Origin of the sequence: Microbacterium sp. SA156, from assembly GCF_049065455.1 — a bacterium.
GTDB lineage: Bacteria > Actinomycetota > Actinomycetes > Actinomycetales > Microbacteriaceae > Microbacterium > Microbacterium barkeri.
Genome location: NZ_JBAKGU010000001.1, coordinates 190,300 through 212,004, shown reverse-complemented (window position 1 = coordinate 212,004; position 21,705 = coordinate 190,300). Strand labels below are relative to the sequence as shown.

Genomic DNA, 21,705 nt, shown 5'->3' with positions numbered 1-21,705 from the left:
CCTCCGACGCGTCCGACATCCCTCGAAGGATCCTCATGACGAACCCCACTGTCGCTGACCTCATCGCCCGGTCGAACCGGCTGGGCGCCGACCCGAAGAACACGAACTACGCCGGCGGCAACACGTCGGCCAAGGGCACGGACACCGACCCGGTGACCGGAGAGCCCGTCGAGCTGCTCTGGGTGAAGGGCTCGGGCGGCGACCTGGGCACGCTCACCGAGAAGGGCCTCGCCGCGCTCCGCCTCGACCGCATGCGCGCGCTCGTCGACGTCTACCCCGGCATCGAGCGCGAGGACGAGATGGTCGCGGCGTTCGACTACTGCCTGCACGGCAAGGGGGGTGCGGCGCCGTCGATCGACACGGCGATGCACGGCCTCGTCGACGCCGCGCACGTCGACCACCTGCACCCCGACAGCGGCATCGCGATCGCGACCGCGGCGGATGGCGAGGAGCTGACCGCGCGGATCTTCGGCGACAAGGTGGTCTGGGTCCCGTGGCGCCGCCCCGGCTTCCAGCTCGGCCTCGACATCGCGGAGATCAAGAAGGCCAACCCGCAGGCGGTCGGGACGATCCTCGGCGGTCACGGCATCACGGCGTGGGGCGACACGAGCGAGGAGAGCGAGCGCAACTCGCTCTGGATCATCGAGACCGCGCAGAAGTACATCGACGAGAACGGCAAGGCCGACCCGTTCGGCGGCGTCCGCCCGGGCTTCGAGGCCCTCCCCGAGGCCGAGCGCCGCGCGAAGGCCGCCGCGCTCGCCGCGACGATCCGCGGCCTCGCGTCGACAGACAAGCCGATGGTCGGCCACTTCACCGACTCGGACACGGTGCTCGACTTCCTCGCCTCGGAGAAGGCGCCCGCGCTCGCCGAGCTCGGCACGAGCTGCCCCGACCACTTCCTCCGCACCAAGGTCAAGCCGCTGCTGCTCGACCTGCCCGCGACCGCGTCGGTCGAGGAGTCGATCGCGCGCCTCAAGGAGCTGCACGAGCAGTACCGCGCCGACTACACGGCGTACTACGAGGCGCACGCGACCGCCGACAGCCCGGCCATCCGCGGCGCCGACCCGCTCATCGTGCTCGTCCCCGGCGTCGGCATGTTCTCGTACGGCGCGAACAAGCAGACCGCGCGCGTCGCGGGCGAGTTCTACGTCAACGCGATCAACGTCATGCGCGGCGCAGAGGCCCTCTCGACGTACACGCCGATCTCCGACGCGGAGAAGTTCCGCATCGAGTACTGGGCGCTCGAGGAGGCCAAGCTCCAGCGCATGCCGAAGCCCAAGACCCACCAGGGTCGCATCGCGTTCGTCACGGGCGCCGCATCGGGCATCGGCAAGGCCATCGCGAAGCGCCTCGCCGCCGAGGGCGCGTGCGTCGTCGTCGCCGACCTCGACCTCGAGAAGGCGCAGGCGGCGGCCGCCGAGCTCGGCAACTCGGACGTCGCGATCGGCGTCGCGGCGAACGTCGCCGACGCGGAGGGCGTCCAGGCCGCGATCGACGCCACGCTGCTCGCGTTCGGCGGCATCGACCTCGTCGTCAACAACGCCGGCCTGTCGCTGTCGAAGCCGCTGCTCGAGACCACCGAGAAGGACTGGGACCTCCAGCACGACGTCATGGCGAAGGGCTCGTTCCTCGTCTCGAAGGCGGCAGCCAAGGCGCTCATCGAGCAGGGCATGGGCGGCGACGTGATCTACATCTCGTCGAAGAACTCGGTCTTCGCGGGCCCGAACAACATCGCCTACTCGGCGACCAAGGCCGACCAGGCGCACCAGGTGCGTCTGCTGGCGGTGGAGCTCGGCGAGCACGGCGTCCGCGTGAACGGCATCAACCCCGACGGCGTCGTGCGCGGCTCGGGCATCTTCGCCGCCGGCTGGGGCGCCAACCGCGCCGCCACCTACGGCGTGAAGGAAGAGGACCTCGGCCAGTTCTACGCGAACCGGACCATCCTCAAGCGCGAGGTCGTCCCCGAGAACGTGGCCGACGCGGTCTACGTGCTCACGGGCCCCGAGCTCAGCCGCACCACGGGTCTCCACATCCCCGTCGACTCGGGCGTCGCAGCCGCCTTCCTGCGCTGACCCGTCCCGGAGCCCGGCGCGCGCGACCGCACACGCGCGCGCCGGGCTCCTCCCCCGCCATCCCCTTCCCCTGAGGAGCGTCCCGCCCATGACCGTCACCGTCGCCGCCGTCGACCTCGGAGCCACGAGCGGCCGGGTCATGCTCGGCCACGTCGGCCCCGACGAGCTGCGCCTGGAAGCCGTCGCGCGCTTCCCCAACACCCCGGTCGAGACGATCGACGGGCTGCACTGGAACATCCTCGAGCTTTACCGCTCGATCGTCGAGGGCCTCCGCGCCGCCGCGCAGACCGGCGACGTCGCCGCCATCGGGATCGACTCGTGGGCCGTGGACTACGCTCTCCTCCGCGGCGGCCGCATGCTCGGCACGCCCTATCACTATCGCGATGCCCGCACCGCGGCCGGCGTCGACGCCGTCCACGCGGTCGCTCCGTTCGAGGAGCTGTACGGCGAGAACGGTCTGCAGTTCCTCGCGTTCAACACGCTCTACCAGTTCGCCGCCGACCGCATCGCCGGCACGCTCGACCTCGCCGATGAGGCCCTGCTCATCCCCGACCTCATCGCCTACTGGCTGACCGGCGAGAAGGTCGCCGAGAGCACGAACGCGTCGACCACGGGACTCCTGCGCGTGGGCGGCGGGGACTGGAACCGCCCCCTCGCCGAGAGCCTCGGCATCCCCTCGCGCCTCCTGCCGACCCTCGTGCAGCCCGGCCACCGCATCGGCACGCTGCGCGACGCCGTGCGCACGGCCACGGGGCTCGACGCGCCCGTCATCGCGGTCGGGTCGCACGACACGGCCTCGGCCGTCGCGGCGATCCCGATGACCGACCCCGATGCGGCGTACATCAGCTGCGGCACGTGGGGCCTCGTCGGCGTCGAGCTCGACGCGCCTGTCCTCACCGAGGCGAGCCGCGCCGCGAACTTCACGAACGAGGGCGGCGTCGACGGCCGCGTGCGCTTCCTGCACAACGTCATGGGCCTGTGGCTCCTCTCGGAGTCGGTGCGCGCCTGGGAGCGCGAGTCGGGCGAGACCATCGACCTGCCCGCCCTGCTCGCCGAGGCCGCGGCCGTCGAGACGCCACAGCCCGTCTTCGATGCGAACGACCCCGTCTTCACGGCGCCAGGCGGGATGCCCGACCGGATCGCGAGCTGGCTGTCCGAACGCGGGCTCGCCGTGCCGCAGTCCCGTGCCGCGTTCGCGCGCTGCATCGTCGAGAGCCTCGCGTCGGCGTTCGCGGACGCCGTCCACGCCGCCGCCGAGCTCTCCGGCAAGCGCGTGAACGCCATCCACCTCGTGGGCGGCGGCTCGCTCAACGAGCTCCTCTGCCAGCTCACCGCCGATCGCGCCGGTCTCCCCGTGCTCGCCGGGCCCGTCGAGGCGACCGCCCTCGGCAACGTGCTCGTCCAGGCCCGCGCGCTCGGCGAGCTCTCCGGCTCCCTCGAGGATCTGCGCGAGCTCGTGGCGCGCACGACCGCGCCGCGACGCTTCGCGCCCCGCGCATGACCGACTGGGGCGCGGCGTTCGACTGGGCGCGCCGCCACGTCGACGCGGGCCGCATCCTGACCGCGGTCCTCGGCATCGCGACGGCCGACGGCGTCGTCGCGCTCGATGCCTTCGGCGCGACGGATGGCCGCACCGCGCGGATCGACGATCCGTACCGTCTGTTCTCGATCACGAAGGTGCTCACGGGGCTCGCCGCCGCGCGCGCGATCGAGCGCGGCCTGCTCACGTCGCAGACCCCGCTCGCCGACGCCGTGCCCGAGGCAGCCGCCGCCCGCGACGACGTCGTGCGCCTCGAGCACCTCATGGCGCACACGTCGGGGCTCATCGAGCCGGCGCTCGACCCGGTCGAGGGGCTCGCCGCGGCCCTGCGCCGCCCTGGCCGCGACTTCGCCGTCGGCACCGCATCGCGCTACTCGTCGATCGCGTTCCAGGGCGCGGCCGAGCTCATCCGCCACGCGACAGGACGGTCGTGGGAGGACGAGGTGCGCGCCTTCGCACCCGGACTCGTCCTGGACGAGGACGCGGACCCGCACCGCATCCCCGACATCGAGGCGAGTCTCGACCTCGACCGCTTCGCTGCCTCGCGGCACCCGGGCGCGGGCGCCATCGGCACGGCGGGAGCGCTCCTGGCGCTCGGCTCGGCCCTGCTCCGCGGCGGCGCGGACATCGTGCGCCCCGGAACCCTCGAGATGATGCTCCGCCCACTCACGACCGGCGTGCCTCGCCTCGAGCCGTACCCCGCGGAGCGCGGACAGGACTGGGGCTTCTCGTGGAACCTCCGCACGCGCGCGCCCGCCCTCATCGACCGCGACGTCTACGGGCACGCGGGATGGTCGGGAACCGAGTTCTGGATCCATCCGACCGCGGGCATCGCGTGGACGCTGCTGACGAACCGCGCGAACGGCCACGGCCTCGACGCCGATCAGCTCGACAACGCGATCATCTCGAGGGTCTGAGCGCTCAGAGCGCGCATGACCGAGGGCAGAGTTCGCCCCTGAGACGCGGTGTCGTGTCAGAAGGGTGGTGGTTCGTCGTCGTCGGGGGTGAAGCGGGCGACCGGTGGCGGGGTGTCGGTATAGACGCGTCCGTTCGGGGACGTCCATTCGAGAACACCCCCGGGCCCCTGGGTGACGGTCCATTCGGTCATCTGCTCGAGCATGTGGTGCGTCTCGCAGAGGTACTCGAGGTTCGCCACGTTCGTGGGGCCGCCGCGGGAGTGGGGGTGGGTGTGGTCGATGTCGACGTAGTGCTTCCGGATGGCCTGCCGGCACCCGGGGAATCGGCATCGCTCGTCTCGCGCCTTCAGGAACCGCCGCTGTTTGGTGGTGGGGAACCTCTGATCCACGGTGAGGAGGACGCCGGTGCTCGCGTCGGTGAAGGCCCGGTTCCAGATAGTGGCGTCCGCGGCGATCTCCTTGGCGTCGATGATCGGGATCGGACCCGCCCCGGCGAGGGTGGCGCCCTCGGTCCGGTTCGTGGGGTCGGCGAGAGCTTCGGCGGGGATGGTGATGTGCACGCTCCCGCGGATCGCCCCGAGCCCGACGGGCTTCATGGCCGGCTTCCGTGCGGGTCCTGCGGCGGGGCCGAACGCCGAACCCGCACCTGCGGGCGCGCCGGTGCCCGCTTCGGCGCTCACCGCGCCGAGTCCGACGTCGCCGGTCTTCGCGTCCGCCCCGCCCGCACGGTCGCCCTCGGGCGTCTGGGGGAAGGTGGCGCCGTAGAGGTGGTCGTGGCCGGTGGGGGTGCCGGTGAGGGTGAGGTCGGTGAAGATGTCCGCCCGGATCTCATCCAGCGAGCGGTCATCCGCGAGCGCGGCCGGGTCGCCAGCGCGGCGGGCGGCGGCGCGGGCGGCGAGGACGGTCTTCGCCATCTGGTCGATGCGGTCCATCATCCCCACCCCGAGCACGTTCGCCACCTCCGCGTCGAACGCGCCCATCGCGTCCTCCCCGGGCCGGAACCCCACCCGCCGCCTCCGCCTCGCGGCCTTGTGGCGGTCGCTGATCGAGACCGGGTCCAGCTCCTGCGCGACCTTCCGCGCCACCTCCGCCAACGCCGCCGCGGTCATCGGCACCCGATCCAGCCGCTCCAGCACCCGCACCTCATACGTCGCCCGCAGGGCAGGGTCATCGATCCGGTCCCCGCACAGCACGATCGTGCGCGCGTGCGGCAGCGACACCGTCCCCGCCGCGAGCCGGTCCCGCACCACCGGGAACCGGGAGACGAGGACCGTCGCGTCGTTCATCTGCCGCTCCACCGACCGGCCCGGCACATGCGTGGCCGCGGCGATCTCCTCCGCGACCGCCCGATGCGCCCACGCCCGCGACGAACCCCCGGCCGCGACCTGCCGCTCATGCTGCGCCCACGCCACCTGCGACGCCGACGCCAACGCCATCTGACGCGCCGCCTGCGCATGAGCGATCACCCTGTCCGCCGCCCGGATCGCCTCAATCGCCGACTCCACCGCCGCACGCTCCCCAGGTGTCGGGCACGGACCATCCCCTTCACCCCACACAGCCCCATCGCTCATGAAACCAGTGTCCCGCCCACCACGGACATTCGAAGACCCCTACCAAGCCAAGAAGCGACGAAAAGGTCACAGAACGGTAACGAAAGAGGCCTCGGACATCCCGCCCGCGGGGCACAGACCAGCGCACCGTGCCGTCACATCTGTGCCGGGAACGCCTCCAGCACACGCCGGCTCTCGAACTCCCGCTCCGTGCCGTCGACGGGGTCGACGAACCGCAGCGTGCGCGCGAGCAGCTGCAGAGGAGATGAGAAGTCGTCGATGTCGACCTCCTGCACGCGCGGGTAGATGGGGTCGCCGACGATGGGCCGCCCGATCCGGTTCATGTGCAGGCGGATCTGGTGGGTCTTCCCCGTGAAGGGCGTCGCGCGATAGCGCGCGAGGCCGCCGCGCTCCTCGATGAGCTCGATGAGCGTGTGCGCGTTCGGCGGGCGGTCGTCGTGCTCGAACGCCTGCATGACGCCGTGCTCCTTGGTGATGCAGCTGCGCACGTGCGCGGGCAGCTCGAGGTCGCCGGGCGCCGCGGCCACCGCCTCGTACTCCTTCTGCGGCACGCGCTCCTCGAACATCGACTGGTAGGCGCGCCGCCACCGCCGCTCGGTCGTGAGGAGGAGGACCCCCGCGGTCACGCGGTCGAGACGGTGCGCCGGCGAGAGCTCGGGGAGGCCGAGCATGCGGCGAGCGCGCACGACGACGCTCTGCTGGACGTGCCGGCCGCGCGGGATTGTCGCGAGGAAGTGCGGCTTGTCGACCACGACGATCCGCTCGTCCTGGTGCAGCACCTCGAGGGGGAACGGCACCTCCGCCTCCTCTCGCAGATCGCGATGGAACCAGATGAACATATGGGGCCGGAACGGCGCATCCGGGGCGAACGGGCGGCCCTCGTCGTCGACGAAGGCGCCCTCGTCGAGCATCTCGTCGAGACGCTCGGGCCGCAGGCGCGGCATGTGCGCGGCGAGGTGATCGCGCAGCGACGCGTGCGGGCTCGTGCGCGGCGTCCGCACCCACGCCGCATCGAGGCCGTGGCGCTGCGGAAGCGGGGAGCGGGGCATCTCTCGACGGTACCCCGCAGACGTGATAACGTGTGGTCTGACCACAGTGGTCAGACCACAGGAGACGTCATGGCAGACGATCAGCGCGCGTGGGAGAGCGTCCTCTCCCACCTCGAGCGCGCCCTGCTCGACGGATCGCTCGCCCCCGGCGACCGCCTCCCCGGCGAGCGGGCGCTCGCGGCCGAGCTCGGCGTCGGGCGCTCGAGCGTGCGCGAGGCCATCCGCGTGCTCGAGGTGCTCGGCCTCGTCCGCACGGCGACCGGCTCGGGACCCTCGTCGGGCGCGATCATCGTCGCGGTCCCCGGCGGCGGGATGTCGGCCCTCATGCGGCTGCAGCTCGCGGCCACCGGGTTCCCCGTGTCCGACATCGTCGACACCCGCCTCGTGCTGGAGACGCACGTCGCGCGCCACCTCGCGCGCATCTCCCCCGACCTCTCGGCCGCGACCTCGCTCCTCGACGCGATGGACGAGCCCTCGCTCTCGGAGGCCGAGTTCCTCGCGCTCGATCAGCAGTTCCACCTCTCGCTCGCCGAGGCCTCGGGCAACCAGGTCATCACGGCGACGATGGCGGGCCTCCGATCGGCGATCGAGTCCTATGTGACCGCGGGAGCGCACGCGGTCGGCGACTGGACCGCGACCTGCGCGCGGCTCCGCGATGAGCATCGCGGCATCCTCGCGGCGATCGCCGACTCCGACGAGGACACCGCGGCCACGGCCATCCACGACCACATCACGACCTACTACGACCAGATCACCATGGAGAGGGAGCAGAATGCTCAAGCGCCAGCTGCCCAACCCCGCTGAGCTCCTCGAGCTCATGCAGTTCAAGAAGCCCGACCTCAACGGCAAGCGACGCCGTCTCGAGGCGGCGCTCACGACGTACGACCTGCGCGCGATCGCCAAGCGCCGCACACCGGCGGCCGCGTTCGACTACACCGACGGCGCCGCCGAGGGAGAGCTCTCGATCGCGCGCGCCCGCCAGGCCTTCGAGGACATCGAGTTCCACCCCGACATCCTCCGGCCGGCCGAGCATGTCGACACGTCGACGACCATCCTCGGCGGGCCGAGCGCGCTCCCGTTCGGCATCGCGCCCACCGGGTTCACGCGCCTCATGCAGACCGAGGGCGAGTACGCGGGCGCGGGCGCGGCCGCCGCCGCGGGCATCCCGTTCACGCTGTCGACGCTCGGCACGACCTCGATCGAGGACGTCAAGGCGACGAACCCGAACGGCCGCAACTGGTTCCAGCTCTACGTCATGCGCCAGCGCGAGATCTCGTACGGCCTCGTCGAGCGCGCCGCCAAGGCCGGGTTCGACACCCTCATGTTCACGGTCGACACCCCGGTCGCGGGCGCCCGCCTGCGCGACAAGCGCAACGGCTTCTCGATCCCCCCGCAGCTGTCCCTCGGCACGATCGTGAACGCCATCCCGCGCCCGTGGTGGTGGTTCGACTTCCTCACGATGCCCAAGCTCGAGTTCGCGTCGCTCTCGTCGACGGGCGGCACGGTCGGCGATCTGCTCAACGCCGCGATGGACCCGACCATCTCGTACGACGACCTCGACATCATCCGCTCGATGTGGCCCGGCAAGCTCGTCGTGAAGGGCGTGCAGAACGTGCCGGACGCCAAGCGCCTCGTCGACCTCGGCGTCGACGGCATCGTGCTGTCCAACCACGGCGGCCGTCAGCTCGACCGCGCCCCCGTGCCGTTCCACCTCCTGCCGAACGTCGTGCGCGAGGTCGGCTCCGACGCGACCGTGATGATCGACACGGGCATCATGAACGGCGCCGACATCGTCGCCTCGGTCGCGCTCGGGGCGAAGTTCACGCTCGTCGGCCGCGCGTACCTCTACGGGCTCATGGCCGGCGGCCGTGCGGGCGTCGACCGCATGATCGCGATCCTGCGGACCGAGATCGAGCGCACCATGGCACTCCTCGGCGTCTCCACCCTCGAGGAGCTCGAGCCGCGCCACGTGACGCAGCTCAGCCGCCTCGTGCCGGTCGCCCCCGCGCACGTCGCGGCAGCCGAGGCCGCAGCCGCGCGCGCCTGACCTCGAGCGGAAGGGGCGTCGGGATCGGTCCCGGCGCCCCTTCCGCGCGCTACCGTGAAGGCATGGCGAAGGCGATCCAGCACACCGAGCTCGGCGGCCCCGAGGTCCTGACGCTCGCAGACGTCCCCGATCCCGTTCCCGGACCCGGCGAGGTCGCCATCCGGGTCGAGGCGGCCGGCGTGAACCCCGTCGAGTGGAAGCTCAGGACCGGGCTGCGCCCCACTCCGCCGATCACCGAGCCCCGCCGCGTCGGCAGCGACGGCGCCGGCCACATCACCGCGGTCGGCGCGGACGTCGACGGCTTCCGCGTCGGCGACCCGGTCGCGTTCACGGGCGCGCAGGGCGCCTACGCGACGGATGTCGTCGCACCGGCCGATCACGTGTTCGCCCGCCCCGCGGGCGTCACGGCCGCACAGGGCGCAGCGCTCGGCATCCCGATCGGGACGGCGTACCAGGCCCTGCGCTCGCTCGGCGTGCGCGCCGACGACACGCTCCTCGTGCACGGCGGCTCCGGCGCCGTCGGACAGGCGGTCATCCAGTTCGCCGTGCTCGCCGGCGCACGCGTCATCGCCACGACGAGCGACGCGCGGGCCGACCGCGTGCGCGGGCTCGGCGGCGAGCCGGTCGCGTACGGGCCGGGCCTCGTCGACCGTGTGCGCGCGCTCGCCCCGCACGGTCCGACCGTGATCCTCGACGCCGTCGGCACCGACGAGGCGCTGCACGCGTCGCTCGAGCTCCTCGACGACCGCACGCGGATCGCCACGCTCGTGCAGGGCGCGAAGGCCGACGCGCTCGGCATCCGCGCCTTCAGCGGAGGCTCGCCTCGGCCGCTCACGCCGCAGCAGGAGGCCTGGCGTCTGGAAGCGGTGCCCGTCGCGCTCGCGCTCCTGGCCGCCGGGCGGTTCAGCGTCGAGATCGGCGAAGCGCTCCCGCTCGCCGAGGCGCCGCAGGCGCATCGGCTCGTCGAGGAGGGCGCGAACGGCAAGGTGCTGCTCATCCCCTGACCCGGCGCGGCATTCCCGCGCCGAAACACGGCGTCATACGGATTCCGGGCGACCCCCTGCGGGTCGACAGAATGGCCGCATGACACAGGCCGAGCCGACGGCGGGATTCGCCACGACCCAGCTCCACGCGGGCTACGTGCCGGGCACGCCCGAGTTCACGGTGCTCCCTCCCGTGTACCAGTCCTCGGCCTACGCCTTCTCGTCGCTCACCGAGGCGCGCGAGAAGTTCGCGCTGCGCGAGAAGGGCTACATCTACAGCCGCAACAACAACCCGACGCAGGCCGTGCTCGAGCAGCGCCTCGCGCGTCTCGAGGGCGGCGTGGCCGCCGCGGCCGTCGCCTCGGGCCAGGCCGCGGTCGCGCTCGCGACGCTCGCCCTGCTGGGGCGCGGCGGCCACATCGTCGCGGCGAGTCAGCTGTACGGGGGCACGGTCGACCTCTTCGACGACACCTTCCGCGACTTCGGCCTCGACGTCACGTTCGTCGACCAGGACGACCTCGACGGATGGCGCCGCGCGGTCCGTCCGAGCACGCGCGCGTTCTTCGCCGAGTCGGTCGCGAACCCGATCGCGCAGGTGCTCGACATCTCGGCGGTCGCCCACATCGCCCACGAGGCCGGCGTGCCCCTCGTGATCGACAACACGGTCGCGACGCCGTTCCTCCTCCGCCCCCGCGACTTCGGCGCCGACATCGTCGTGCACTCCGCGACGAAGTTCATCGGCGGACACGGCTCGTCGCTCGGCGGCGTCGTGGTCGACCTCGGCACGTTCGACTTCTCCGCCGAGCCCGAGAAGTGGCCCGGCCTCTTCGTGCCGCACTGGCGCTACGGCGACGTCTCGCTCTGGGAGGCCTTCGGGCGCGAGCGCGCCTTCACAACCCTCGTGAAGTCGAAGTTCGTCGGCGATCTGGGCCCCGCGCTCTCCCCCTTCAACGCGTTCCAGCTCATCCAGGGGCTCGAGACCCTCGACCTGCGCGTGAGCCGCCACGTCGAGAACGCGAAGGCCGTCGCGGCCTTCCTCGACGCCCATCCGTCGGTCGGCGTCGTCTTCCACCCGTCGATCGAGACGAATCCGTGGCGGGCGCGCGCCGAGACGTACCTCCCGAAGGGCTCGCCGAGCGTGTTCGCGTTCGAGCTCGCGCCGAGCGACGAGGACACGTTCGACCGCGTGGAGCGGGTGATCGACGCCCTGCGGACCATCCGCCTCGTGGCGAACATCGGCGACGCGCGCACGATCGTCGCGCACCCCGCCTCGATGACGCACAACCACATGACGCCCGACCAGCTCGCGGCCGCCGGCATCTCGCAGGGCACCATCCGCATCTCGGTCGGCCTCGAGGAGGCCGCCGACATCATCGCCGACCTCGAGCAGGCTCTCGCCCGCGCCTAGCCCCTCGCCCGAGCGCAGCCCGGTCGCAGCCCGCCGCGCGTAGCCCGTCGCGCAGCCCGGTCGAGGGCAGGACTTTCCGTCCGGAGCAGGACCATCCGCGCGTTCGCGTCCTGCAGCCGCGCGATTCTCCTGCCGTGGCGATGGCACCGGCCGTGCCGTCGCACCGAGAAACCGGTTCCTCCCGTAGAGTGTGTGCCGAGCAAGGGAGCACCCATGACCACGCTGACCGGCAGAGCCGCCGTCTCGACCGACCGTCCGCACAAGCTCGCGCGCATCGCGGACCTCCTCGACCGGCGCGGCGCGACCGCCGTGCGGCTGACATCCGGCGCGAGCCTGTCCTGGCTGCTCGACGGGGCGCGCACCTCGGTCCCGCTCGGCGGTCCGCCCGTCTTCTCGGCGGTGGTCCGCGTCGACGGCGAGATCGTCGTGACCGCCCCGCGCAACGAGGCCGAGCGTCTCGCGGAGGAGGAGATCGGCGGCGCCGAGATCCGCCCCGTCGACTGGTTCGCGCCCCTCGCGCCGCCGGTCGACGGCGTCGTCGACGAGGCCGAGCTCGAGGCCGAGCTGCGCGCGGCACGCGCGAGCCTTCTCCCGGTCGAGCACGAGCGCTACCGGCGTCTCGGCGCCGACGCCGCGCGCGCGATGACCGAGGTGCTCGCCGAGGCGACTCCCGAGATGTCGGAGTTCGAGCTCGCCGGGCGACTCGCGCACGCCATCCTCGCCCGCGGCGCTGAGCCGGCGGTCGTGCTCGCCGCGGGAGCCGCCCGGGGCGGGGTGCAGCACCCGCTGCCGACGGCGGCCCCGCTCGGCGACCGCGCGATGGCGGTCGCGACCGCGAAGCGCGACGGCCTCCACGTGAGCCTCACGCGCTGGGTGCGCTTCCGCGGATCCGAGCCGGATGGCGCACCGCGGGTCCTCGAGGTCGAGGCCGATGCCTGGGCGGCGACGCGCGCGGGCCGCGCGCTCGGCGACGTGCTCGACGACATCGCCGCGAGCTACCGGCGCCATGGCTTCGGCGAGGACGGCTGGGTGCGCCACCACCAGGGCGGGCCGACGGGATACGCGGGACGCGACCCCAAGGCCGTGCCCGCGCTCCGCGACCGCGTGGTGGAGAACCAGGCCTTCGCCTGGAACCCCTGGGCCCCCGGGGTGAAGGTCGAGGACACCGTCGTGCTCGATGGCGCGGGCGGCGTCGAGGTCCTGAGCGCCGACCCGGCCTGGCCCCGCATCGACGTGCGCGGTGTCGCGCGTCCCGCGACACTCGAGGTCGGATGACCGGCTGGACGACGGCGGCCGCGCACGGCACGCTGGACCCATGACGACGAGCGACCTGTGGACAGAGGACGCCGCCCGGCGCTATGACACACCGGGCGAGGGCATGTTCGCGCCCGAGGTGCTCGGCCCCACGGTCGATCGCCTCGTCGAGCTCGCCGAGGATGGCCCCGCGCTCGAGTTCGCGATCGGCACGGGCCGGGTCGCCGTTCCGCTCGCGGAGCGCGGCGTCGCCGTGAGCGGCATCGAGCTCTCCCCCGCGATGATCGCCCAGCTGCGCACGAAGGTCGACGAGCACGCGATCCCCGTCGTCCAGGGCGACATGGCGACGGCGACGGCTCCCGGCGCGTTCTCGCTCGTCTATCTCGTCTTCAACACCATCTCGAACCTCCTCACGCAGGAGGAGCAGGTGGCCTGCTTCCGCAACGCGGCTCGGCACCTGACGCCGGGCGGGCGTTTCGTCGTCGAGCTGTGGGTGCCCGAGCTGCGCGCGCTCCCGCCCGGCAAAGCCGCGACCGCGGGCGCCGTCGAGCCCGGCTACATCCTGCTCGACACCTACGACCCTCTGCATCAGCGCGTCACGTCGCACCACTTCCGCTTCGACGAGTCGGGGCGGGCGCGCCTCGACCGCAGCAATCACCGGTACATCTGGCCGTCGGAGCTCGACCTCATGGCCCGCCTCGCCGGCTTCGCCCTCGAGTCCCGCCACGCGGACTGGACAGGACGCCCGTTCACGGCCGACTCGCCGTCGCACGTCTCGGTCTACCGCCTGCCGACCCCGGACGACCGCTGACGGGACGATCGCCCGACGGCCGATACGCTCGAATCCATGACGGCCAAGCTGCGCATCTCGGATGTCGCGAAGCACGCGGGGGTGTCGCCGGCCACCGTGTCGCGGGTCATGAACGGCAACCCGAAGGTCGACCCGGCCCTCGTCCAGCGCGTGCAGGACGCGGCGGCCGAGCTCGGGTACAGCGCGAGCCCCCTCGCGCGAAGCCTCGCGCTCGGGAAGACCCAGACCGTCGCGGTGCTCGTGCCCGATCTCGGGAACCCGACCTTCCAGGCCATCCTGCGCACGCTGAGCCGGGCCGCGGCGGGCGACGGCTACCACGTGCTCGTCGCCGACTCCGCCGAGGTCGCGGCCGACGAGGCGGCGCTTGCGCTGCAGGCCCGCCGGCGCACCGACGGCATCGTGCTCGTCGCGCCGCGCATGCCCGACGATGAGCTCGCCGCGGCGCTGCCGCGTCTCGCTCCCGCCGTGCTCGTGAACCGCGGAGGGGACGGCGCCCCCGTCGTCGCGGCCGACTACGGCCGCGGACTCCGCGAGCTCATCGAGCACCTGCGGATGCTCGGCCACCGTCGGCTGCTCTACCTCGCGGGCGTCCCGGGCAGCGCGTCGAACGCACGGCGCGTCGCGGCGATCGCCGAGGCGAGGGCCGCCCATCCGGATCTCGACATCGCCGAGGCCCCCTGCGGGACGGGCTTCGCCGACGGCTCCGCGGCGGTCGCGACCGTGCGCGCCCACGAGGCCACGGCGGTTCTCGCCTACAACGACCTCGTCGCGATGGGCCTCCTCAGCGCACTCCACGAAGAGGGGGTCGCGGTCCCGCACGAGGTGTCCGTGACGGGCTTCGACGACATCCCGTTCGCGCGCTACACGACACCGCCTCTCACGACCGCGAGCGTTCCGACCGATCGGATGGGCGAGCTCGCGTGGAGCGCGATGCGAGCGCTTCTCGAGGACGACGCGGCCGCGCCGCCCGTCGTGCTCGCGCCGACCCTCGCCGTGCGCGGCAGCACCGCCCCTCCGCCCGCTTCCTGAGCCGCACGCTGGCCTCCGCGGGCGACCTCGTGGTATCGTGAGAAACCGCTTTCTCAGGAAGGGACTCACCGATGAGCCAACTCCGGTACGCCGTCGTCGGAACCGGCCACCGCGCCCAGATGTACGTCGACGCGATCACGGACACCTACGCCGACCGGGCGGCGCTCGTCGCGCTGTGCGAGCCCAACCCGGTCCGTGCCGGCGTGTACGCGCAGCGGGTCGCAGGCAAGGGACTGCCGACGCCGAGCGTCTGGACGCCCGACCGCCTCGAGGACATGATCCGCGACGAGCGCATCGAGCGGGTCGTCATCTGCTCTCGCGACGACACGCACGCCGAGATGATCGTGCGCTCGCTCGAGGCGGGCGTCGACGTCGTCGTGGAGAAGCCGCTCACGATCGACGCCCCGAGCGCCGCGCGCATCGAGGAGGCGGTCGCGCGCACGGGCCGTCAGGTCGTCATCACCTTCAACTACCGCTACTCCCCGCGCAACAGCGCGCTGCGCGAGGTCGTGCGGTCGGGTCGGATCGGGCGGGTCACGTCGATCGACTTCTCCTGGATGCTCGACACGAAGCACGGCGCAGACTACTTCCGCCGCTGGCACCGCGAGAAGGCGCATTCGGGCGGGCTCCTCGTGCACAAGTCGAGCCACCACTTCGATCTCGTCAACTGGTGGATCGCGAGCGAGCCGCGGCGTGTGTTCGCCTCGGGCGGCCTGCGCTTCTACGGTGCGGAGAACGCGGCCGCGCGCGGGCTCGGCGAGCGACCCGAGCGCGGCACGCACGAGGGCGCGCACGACCCGTTCGAGCTCGACCTGCGCGAGGACCCGCGCCTGAAGACCCTGTACCTCGAGGCCGAGCAGCACGACGGCTACGTGCGCGACCGCGACGTCTTCAGCGACGGCATCACGATCGAGGACAACCTCGCTCTCGTCGTGGACTACGCGTCGGGAGCCACGCTCGGCTACTCCCTCAACGCCCATGCGCCGTGGGAGGGCTATCGCGTCGCGATCAACGGCACCGAGGGGCGGGCCGAGCTCGAGGTCGTCGAGCGCGGATCCCTCGTGCCCGACGAGGGGCTCCATCCCGTGCTCGACCCGAGCGCGGTCGACGCGGAGACGTCGGTCCTGCGCCCGAGCGGCGAGCGCCTCATCGTGCAGCGGCACTGGGAGGAGCCCGTCGAGATCGAGATCCGCCGGTCGGGCGAGGGGGGCCACGGGGGCGGCGACGCGCTGCTCCTCTCCGACGTCTTCGTCGGCCCCGGCGACGACCCGCTCGGGCGCCCTGCCGACTGGAGCGACGGCATCCGCTCGATCGCCGTCGGGATCGCCGGGAACCGCTCGCTCGAGACGGGACTCCCCGTGCGCGTGTCCGACCTGGGCATCGCGCTGCTCGCCGAGGACCAGCCGTGAGCCGCATCCTCGTGACGGGCGGCGCGGGGCGCCTCGGCCGCACCCTCGTCGCGGGCCTCGCGGCCGCTGGTCACGACCTCGTGTCGGTCGACCGGCAGGTCTCCGACGCCCCCGAGCTCGCGGGCGTCGAGCAGGTCGCCGCCGACCTCGGCGCCCCCGGCGCGGCGGCCGACGCGATCGCGCAGGCGCGCCCCGACGCCCTCATCCACCTCGCGGCGATCGCCGTCCCGTTCAGCGCCCCCGAGGACGTCATCATGCGCGCGAACGCGGGCCTCGCGGTGTCGGTGATGGGAGCCGCGGCGGCGGCCGGCGTCGGCCGGATCGTCGCGGCGTCGAGCCCGACCGTGCTCGGCTACGGCGCTCCGACGGGCTGGACTCCCGAGCGGCTTCCGCTCGACGAGGACACGCCCCCGCTCCCCTGGAACGCGTACGCGCTGTCGAAGCTCATCATCGAGCAGTCCATCGGCATGCTGCGTCGTCAGACCGGCGACGCCATCCGCTATGCGGCCTTCCGCCCCTGCTACGTCATCGCCCCCGAGGAGTGGGCGGGCGCGCCCACCCAGCAGGGCCACACCGTCCGCGAACGGCTCGACGACCCGGCGCTGTCGGCCCCCGCGCTGTTCAACTACGTCGATGCGCGCGATGTGTCCCGCTTCGCCGACACGCTGCTCGCGGCCATGGGCGACATCCCGAACGGCGAGGTGTTCTTCGTCGGCGCCGACGACGCCCTCGCGCGCGAGCCGCTCTGCGAGCTCCTCCCGCGCTTCCACCCGGGCACGGCCCGCGCGGCCGCCGAGCTCACGGGCACCGCTCCGGCGTTCTCGAACGCCAAGGCGCGGCGCCTGCTCGGCTGGCGCCCCCAGCACGCGTGGCGCGACGAGCTCGGCGAGCGCGTCGCGGTGTCCGCATCCCCTCGACAGGAGAACCGCCTTGACTGACCTCGCCATCCCCGACCGCGTCCTGTTCTTCCCGGTGACCGCCTTCGATGCGCACGACAGGGTCGACGCCGACCTCGTCGAGCAGCACGTCGCGGGCGCTCTCGCCCACGAGCCGGGCGCCGTGTTCGCCGCGTGCGGCACGGGCGAGTTCCACACCCTGTCGCTCGAGGACGTGCGCGCGGCCGTCGCGGCCGCCGTGCGCGCGACGGCAGGACGCGTGCCCGTCATCGCGGGAGCCGGCGGCCCGCTCGGCCACGCGGTCGCCTGCGCGCGCATCGCGGCGGAGGCCGGCGCCGACGGCCTGCTCGTCATGCCCCCGTACCTCGTCGGCGCACCGCAGGAGGGCCTCATCGCGTACGTCGAGCAGATCGCCGCGGCGAGCGACCTCCCCGTGATCGTCTACCACCGCGCGAACGCGCAGTTCTCCCCCGGGTCGGTCGCGCGCCTCCTGCAGAACCCGCGCGTCGTCGGCATCAAGGACGGCACGGGCGACATCGCGCTCGCGCAGCAGTTCGTGCTCGAGGCGGCCCGCGCCGAGCGCGACGTGCTCTTCTTCAACGGGCTGCTCACGGCCGAGCTGTCGCAGGCGGCGTACACCGCGATCGGCGTGCCGATGTACTCCTCCGCCGTCTTCGCGATGCTGCCGGAGGTGGCCGTCGCGTTCTTCTCCGCGCACCGCTCGGGCGACACCGCGCGACAGCGCGCGCTCCTCGAGGGCTTCTACGCGCCTCTCGTCGCGCTCCGAGACGAGACGCCCGGCTTCGCCGTCGCGCTCATCAAGGCCGGCGTGCGGCTCTCCGGCCTCGACGTCGGCTCCGTGCGCGCGCCGCTCATCGACCCGAACCCGGATCAGCTCGCGCGCCTCGCGGCCCTCCTCGAACGCGGGCGGGAGCTCGCCGCGTGACGACCATCCGCTCGCTCACGGCGCGCCTCGAGCGCGTGCCGCTCGTGCGCCCGTGGGCGGCCGACGTCACGAGCGTCGGCGTCATCGCCACGACCGTCGTCCGCTCGGACGGCGCCCGCGGATGGGGCTTCTCCTGGACGCCGCAGATCGGCGCCGAGGCGGTGCTCGCGATGCTCGAGCACGACATCGCTCCGGCCGCGATCGGCCGCCCCGCAGACCCGACGAGGACGTGGGATGAGCTGTGGCGGCACCTGCACGAGGCCGGAGGCGGCGGCATCACGACGATCGCGCTCGCAGGGCTCGACCTCGCCCTGTGGGACGCCGAGGGCCGCGCTCACGGTGCCCCGCTCTCGACGCTCATCGGCCGCCGTCGCGACAGCGTGACGGCGTACGGCAGCGGTGTCAACCTGCACTACACGCAGGACGAGCTCGTCGCGCAGGTGCGCCGCTGGGTCGATGCCGGCTTCGACGCCGTGAAGATCAAGGTCGGCCGGCCCGACCCCGCCGAGGACGCCGACCGCGTCGCCGCCGTGCGCGAGGTGCTCGGACCCGACCGCGGCCTCATGATCGACGCGAACCAGCGGTGGGATCTCGACCGCGCGACCGCCGCGATGGAGCTGCTCGCCCCGTTCGCGCCCGCGTGGATCGAGGAGCCGCTGCGCGCCGACGACCTCGCGGGTCATGTCGAGCTGTCGCGGCGCATCCCGACGCCGATCGCGGTGGGCGAGAACCTGCACACCGTGCATCGATTCGAGGAGTTCCTCGCGAGCGGGGCCATCCGCTTCGCGCAGCCCAATGTCGTGCGCGTGGGCGGCATCACGCCCTTCCTCCGGATCGTCGAGCGCGCGCACGCGCACGGCGTGCGGGTGCATCCGCACCTGCTGCCCGAGCTGTCGGGGCAGCTCGCGCTCACGCTCCCGGGCGACCCGCTCGCGGAGGACGTCGAGGACGCCGGCTTCGGCGATCTCGGGGCCCTCGCCGATCCCAGCCCGGTGCGCATCGAAGACGGGCGTCTCACGGAGGCGCCGCACCTCGGCCTCGGCCTGCGCTTCCGCTACCATCCCGATCTGGAGGCCGCCTCATGACCACGACACCCGACCAGCTCGACGAGATCGTCGCCCGCGCGCGCACCGCGTTCCCCGCATGGCGGGACGCCGACGCGGCCACCCGCGCGCGCTGGCTGCGCGCGCTCGCCGACGCGCTCGACGCGGCCGCGGACGAGCTCGTCGACATCGCCGACCGCGAGACGCGGCTCGGCAGCACGCGCCTGCGCGGCGAGGTCGCCCGCACGACCGGGCAGCTGCGCCTCTTCGCGGGCGTCGTCGAGGAGGGCTCCTACCTCGAGCTCACCGTCGATGACGCCGACCCCTCGGCCACGCCCCCTCGGCCCGAGCTGCGCCGTCTGCTCGTGCCGCTCGGCGTGGTCGCGGTGTTCTCGGCGTCGAACTTCCCGTTCGCGTTCTCGGTCTGCGGCGGCGACACGGCATCGGCCCTCGCCGCCGGGAATCCCGTCGTCGTGAAGGCGCACTCCGGGCATCCCGAGCTCTCGCGGCGCACCGCGCAGATCGCCGCCGCCGCGCTCGAGGCCGCGGGTGCGCCGAGCGGCTCCCTCGCGCTTGTCGAGGGCCGGGCGGCGGGGAACGCGCTCGTGGAGCATCCTGCGGTGCGCGCCGCCGGCTTCACGGGCTCGGTCACCGGAGGGCGCGCGCTGTTCGACCTCGCCTCCGGACGACCCGACCCGATCCCCTTCTACGGAGAGCTCGGCAGCCTCAATCCCGTCGTCGTCACGCGAGGCGCGGCAGCCGCCCGCCGCGAGGAGCTCGCCGCAGGGCTCGTCGGCTCGTTCACGCTGGGCTCCGGTCAGTTCTGCACCAAGCCCGGCGTCGTGTTCGTGCCGCGCGGAGCGGGCTTCGAGGACGCCGTCGCGGCGCAGGTCGCCGACGCGCACGGCGGGCCTCTCCTCACCGACCGCATCACCGAGGCCTTCCCCGAGGGCGTCGACCGGCTTGCCGCCGACCCGTCCGCGACGGTGATCGCGCACGGCGCCGCATCGGATGGCGCGCGCCCGGTCGTCATCGCGACGGACGCCGCCGCGATCGCCGAGCGCCCCGACGTGCTCCTCGAGGAGGTCTTCGGCCCCGCGACCCTCCTCGTCGCGTACGACGACGAGGAGCAGCTGCTCCGGGCGATCGCGGCCGTCCCCGGCAGCCTCACGGCGACCCTGCATGCGGAGGAGGACGAGGAGGTCGACGCCCTCGTCGACGCGCTCACGGCGGTCGCCGGGCGCGTGCTGTTCGCAGGCTGGCCGACGGGCGTCGCGGTCACGTGGTCGCAGCACCACGGCGGACCGTGGCCCGCGACGACCTCGCTGCACACCTCCGTCGGAGCCACCGCCATCCGGCGATTCCTGCGCCCCGTGGCGTACCAGGATGCGCCGCAGCGCCTTCTGCCCGCGCCCCTGCGCGACGAGGCGCTCGCGCGACTGCCGCATCGCCGCAACGGCGGGCTCGTCGTCCCGCGCGGCTGAGGGCCGCGGGGCCGGGGCGGGACGGGTCGGGAACCCGTTTCGCGTCCCGCGGCGACCGTCGGCCCTCAGGCGAGCGGATCGGCGAGCAGCGGAGCGAACGCGGCCTCGGCGGCGCCGATGAGGAGACGGTCCTCGGCGAGCGCCGCAGGACGGATGTCGAGCGCCTCGGCAGGCGCCGCGAGAGCATGACGCCGGACGGCCTCGTCGAACCCCTCGGGGTCGGCGGCGACGATCATGCCGAGGAAGCCGCCGAGGACGATGGCCGACGGGTTCAGCACGTTGACCGCATTCGCGAGCGCGGTCGCGAGGATCCGCCGCTGGCGGGCGACCTCGTCGACGACTCCGGGAGCGGACGACTCGGCGAGCGCGGCGGCGAGGGTCGGGTCGTCGGCCGAGGACAGGCCGAGGGCCGCGAGGAGCCGCGCCCTGCTCACCTCGTCCTCGAGCACGCCGCCGGGCGTCGCGCGGTCGGCTCCGTCGAGGATGCCCGGCGTGTTCTGCCCCCACTCCCCCGCGTAGCCGCCTGCGCCGGCGATCACCCGCCCATCGAGGATGAGCCCGCCGCCGATGCCGCTCGCACCGCCGTTGAGGTAGACGACGTCGCGGTGCCCCTCTGCCGCCCCGAACAGGTGCTCGGCCCGCGCGCCGAGGGTCGCGTCGTTGCCGACGACGACCGGCAGCCCCACGCGATCGGCGATGAGGGCCCCGACGGCCGCATCGCGCCAGCCGAGGTGCGGAGCGAGACGCACGACGCCGTCGTCCGCGCGGACGAGACCCGGCACGGCCACCCCGACCCCGACCATCCGCACGTCGCGCAGGGAGCCCTCTCGCCATCCGCTCACGATCCGCGCGATGGCATCGGCCGTCTCCTCAGGGGTCAGCAGGTGGTCGACCTCCTCGCGGGCGCGGGCGCGCACGGTGCCGTCGAGGGCGATCGCGCCGATCTCGAGCGCGTCGACCTCGGGGTTCGCGGCGATCGCGACGACATCGGCGCTGGGTGCGACGATCGGCGACGGACGGCCCACGCGCCGCGTGGGGTCCGGCTCGCGTTCGACGACGAGGCCGGCGTCGACGAGCGCGCCCACGAGGTCGGCGACCGTCGAGCGGTTGAGGCCCGTCGCGGCCGTGATGCGGGCGCGCGACTGAGCGCCCTCCTCGTGCACGAGCCGCAGCACCTCGCCGAGGTTGCGGCGCCGCACACCCTCGACGCTCATCGCCCGTTCCGCCATCGCGATCCCCTCGCCAT

Annotated in this window: 18 protein-coding genes; 15 read left to right on the top strand and 3 right to left on the bottom strand. The window is 73.3% G+C overall.

Annotated elements, in window-relative coordinates; all coding sequences use genetic code 11:
* Positions 1-35: 35 nt before the first annotated feature.
* The 3 genes from ACOWU6_RS00865 (at position 36) to ACOWU6_RS00855 (ending at position 4,529) form a co-directional block, all read left to right on the top strand.
* Positions 36-2,072: a bifunctional aldolase/short-chain dehydrogenase gene (locus ACOWU6_RS00865; RefSeq protein ID WP_421074395.1), complete on the top strand. Its 2,037-nt coding sequence runs from the start codon at positions 36-38 to the stop codon at positions 2,070-2,072.
* A gap of 88 nt (positions 2,073-2,160) precedes the next feature.
* Positions 2,161-3,573, top strand: coding sequence for a rhamnulokinase (locus ACOWU6_RS00860; protein ID WP_421074394.1), 1,413 nt, complete (start codon positions 2,161-2,163; stop codon positions 3,571-3,573).
* Positions 3,570-4,529 (top strand): serine hydrolase domain-containing protein, encoded by a 960-nt coding sequence (locus ACOWU6_RS00855; protein WP_421074393.1) that lies wholly within the window; start codon positions 3,570-3,572, stop codon positions 4,527-4,529. The genes ACOWU6_RS00860 and ACOWU6_RS00855 overlap by 4 nt, the downstream gene beginning before the upstream one ends.
* Positions 4,530-4,585: 56 nt before the next feature.
* Here the strand turns inward: ACOWU6_RS00855 and ACOWU6_RS00850 are convergent, their stop codons facing one another.
* Both ACOWU6_RS00850 and ACOWU6_RS00845 read right to left on the bottom strand, forming a co-directional pair.
* The gene (locus ACOWU6_RS00850; protein ID WP_421074392.1) at positions 4,586-6,034 is read right to left on the bottom strand and encodes a DUF222 domain-containing protein; all 1,449 of its coding nucleotides are present in this window, start codon (positions 6,032-6,034) and stop codon (positions 4,586-4,588) included.
* 200 nt (positions 6,035-6,234) lie between these two features.
* Positions 6,235-7,149 (bottom strand): pseudouridine synthase, encoded by a 915-nt coding sequence (locus ACOWU6_RS00845; protein WP_421074391.1) that lies wholly within the window; start codon positions 7,147-7,149, stop codon positions 6,235-6,237.
* A 69-nt stretch (positions 7,150-7,218) separates the two neighbouring features.
* Here ACOWU6_RS00845 and ACOWU6_RS00840 point away from each other — a divergent pair, with 69 nt between their 5' ends.
* The 12 genes from ACOWU6_RS00840 (at position 7,219) to ACOWU6_RS00785 (ending at position 20,459) form a co-directional block, all read left to right on the top strand.
* Positions 7,219-7,953, top strand: coding sequence for a FadR/GntR family transcriptional regulator (locus tag ACOWU6_RS00840; RefSeq protein WP_421074390.1), 735 nt, complete (start codon positions 7,219-7,221; stop codon positions 7,951-7,953).
* On the top strand, positions 7,922-9,196 hold the full coding sequence (locus ACOWU6_RS00835; protein WP_282978589.1) for an alpha-hydroxy acid oxidase: 1,275 nt from the start codon (positions 7,922-7,924) through the stop codon (positions 9,194-9,196). Before ACOWU6_RS00840 ends, ACOWU6_RS00835 begins: the two co-directional genes overlap by 32 nt.
* 62 nt (positions 9,197-9,258) lie before the next feature.
* On the top strand, positions 9,259-10,200 hold the full coding sequence (locus ACOWU6_RS00830) for a quinone oxidoreductase family protein (RefSeq protein WP_421074389.1): 942 nt from the start codon (positions 9,259-9,261) through the stop codon (positions 10,198-10,200).
* 79 nt (positions 10,201-10,279) lie between these two features.
* The gene (locus ACOWU6_RS00825) at positions 10,280-11,587 is read left to right on the top strand and encodes an O-acetylhomoserine aminocarboxypropyltransferase/cysteine synthase family protein (RefSeq protein WP_421074388.1); all 1,308 of its coding nucleotides are present in this window, start codon (positions 10,280-10,282) and stop codon (positions 11,585-11,587) included.
* Between the two features lie 213 nt (positions 11,588-11,800).
* Positions 11,801-12,862 carry a M24 family metallopeptidase gene (locus ACOWU6_RS00820; RefSeq protein ID WP_421074387.1) on the top strand — a complete coding sequence of 354 codons (1,062 nt, stop codon included), beginning with the start codon at positions 11,801-11,803 and terminating at the stop codon, positions 12,860-12,862.
* Positions 12,863-12,902: 40 nt separating this feature from the next.
* The gene (locus ACOWU6_RS00815; RefSeq protein ID WP_421074386.1) at positions 12,903-13,652 is read left to right on the top strand and encodes a class I SAM-dependent methyltransferase; all 750 of its coding nucleotides are present in this window, start codon (positions 12,903-12,905) and stop codon (positions 13,650-13,652) included.
* Between the two features lie 36 nt (positions 13,653-13,688).
* On the top strand, positions 13,689-14,681 hold the full coding sequence (locus ACOWU6_RS00810; RefSeq protein ID WP_421074385.1) for a LacI family DNA-binding transcriptional regulator: 993 nt from the start codon (positions 13,689-13,691) through the stop codon (positions 14,679-14,681).
* Between the two features lie 71 nt (positions 14,682-14,752).
* Positions 14,753-16,090, top strand: coding sequence for a Gfo/Idh/MocA family protein (locus ACOWU6_RS00805; protein ID WP_421074384.1), 1,338 nt, complete (start codon positions 14,753-14,755; stop codon positions 16,088-16,090).
* Positions 16,087-17,028, top strand: coding sequence for an NAD-dependent epimerase/dehydratase family protein (locus ACOWU6_RS00800; RefSeq protein ID WP_282978600.1), 942 nt, complete (start codon positions 16,087-16,089; stop codon positions 17,026-17,028). Before ACOWU6_RS00805 ends, ACOWU6_RS00800 begins: the two co-directional genes overlap by 4 nt.
* Positions 17,021-17,932: a 5-dehydro-4-deoxyglucarate dehydratase gene (locus ACOWU6_RS00795; protein ID WP_421074383.1), complete on the top strand. Its 912-nt coding sequence runs from the start codon at positions 17,021-17,023 to the stop codon at positions 17,930-17,932. Before ACOWU6_RS00800 ends, ACOWU6_RS00795 begins: the two co-directional genes overlap by 8 nt.
* The gene (locus tag ACOWU6_RS00790) at positions 17,929-19,017 is read left to right on the top strand and encodes a mandelate racemase/muconate lactonizing enzyme family protein (RefSeq protein ID WP_421074382.1); all 1,089 of its coding nucleotides are present in this window, start codon (positions 17,929-17,931) and stop codon (positions 19,015-19,017) included. Before ACOWU6_RS00795 ends, ACOWU6_RS00790 begins: the two co-directional genes overlap by 4 nt.
* Positions 19,014-20,459 (top strand): aldehyde dehydrogenase (NADP(+)), encoded by a 1,446-nt coding sequence (locus tag ACOWU6_RS00785; protein ID WP_421074381.1) that lies wholly within the window; start codon positions 19,014-19,016, stop codon positions 20,457-20,459. Before ACOWU6_RS00790 ends, ACOWU6_RS00785 begins: the two co-directional genes overlap by 4 nt.
* A 65-nt stretch (positions 20,460-20,524) precedes the next feature.
* On the opposite strand, the gene ACOWU6_RS00780 is transcribed toward ACOWU6_RS00785, so the two are convergent.
* Positions 20,525-21,688, bottom strand: a complete 1,164-nt coding sequence (locus ACOWU6_RS00780) for an ROK family protein (RefSeq protein WP_421074380.1) — start codon at positions 21,686-21,688, stop codon at positions 20,525-20,527.
* Positions 21,689-21,705: the final 17 nt, after the last annotated feature.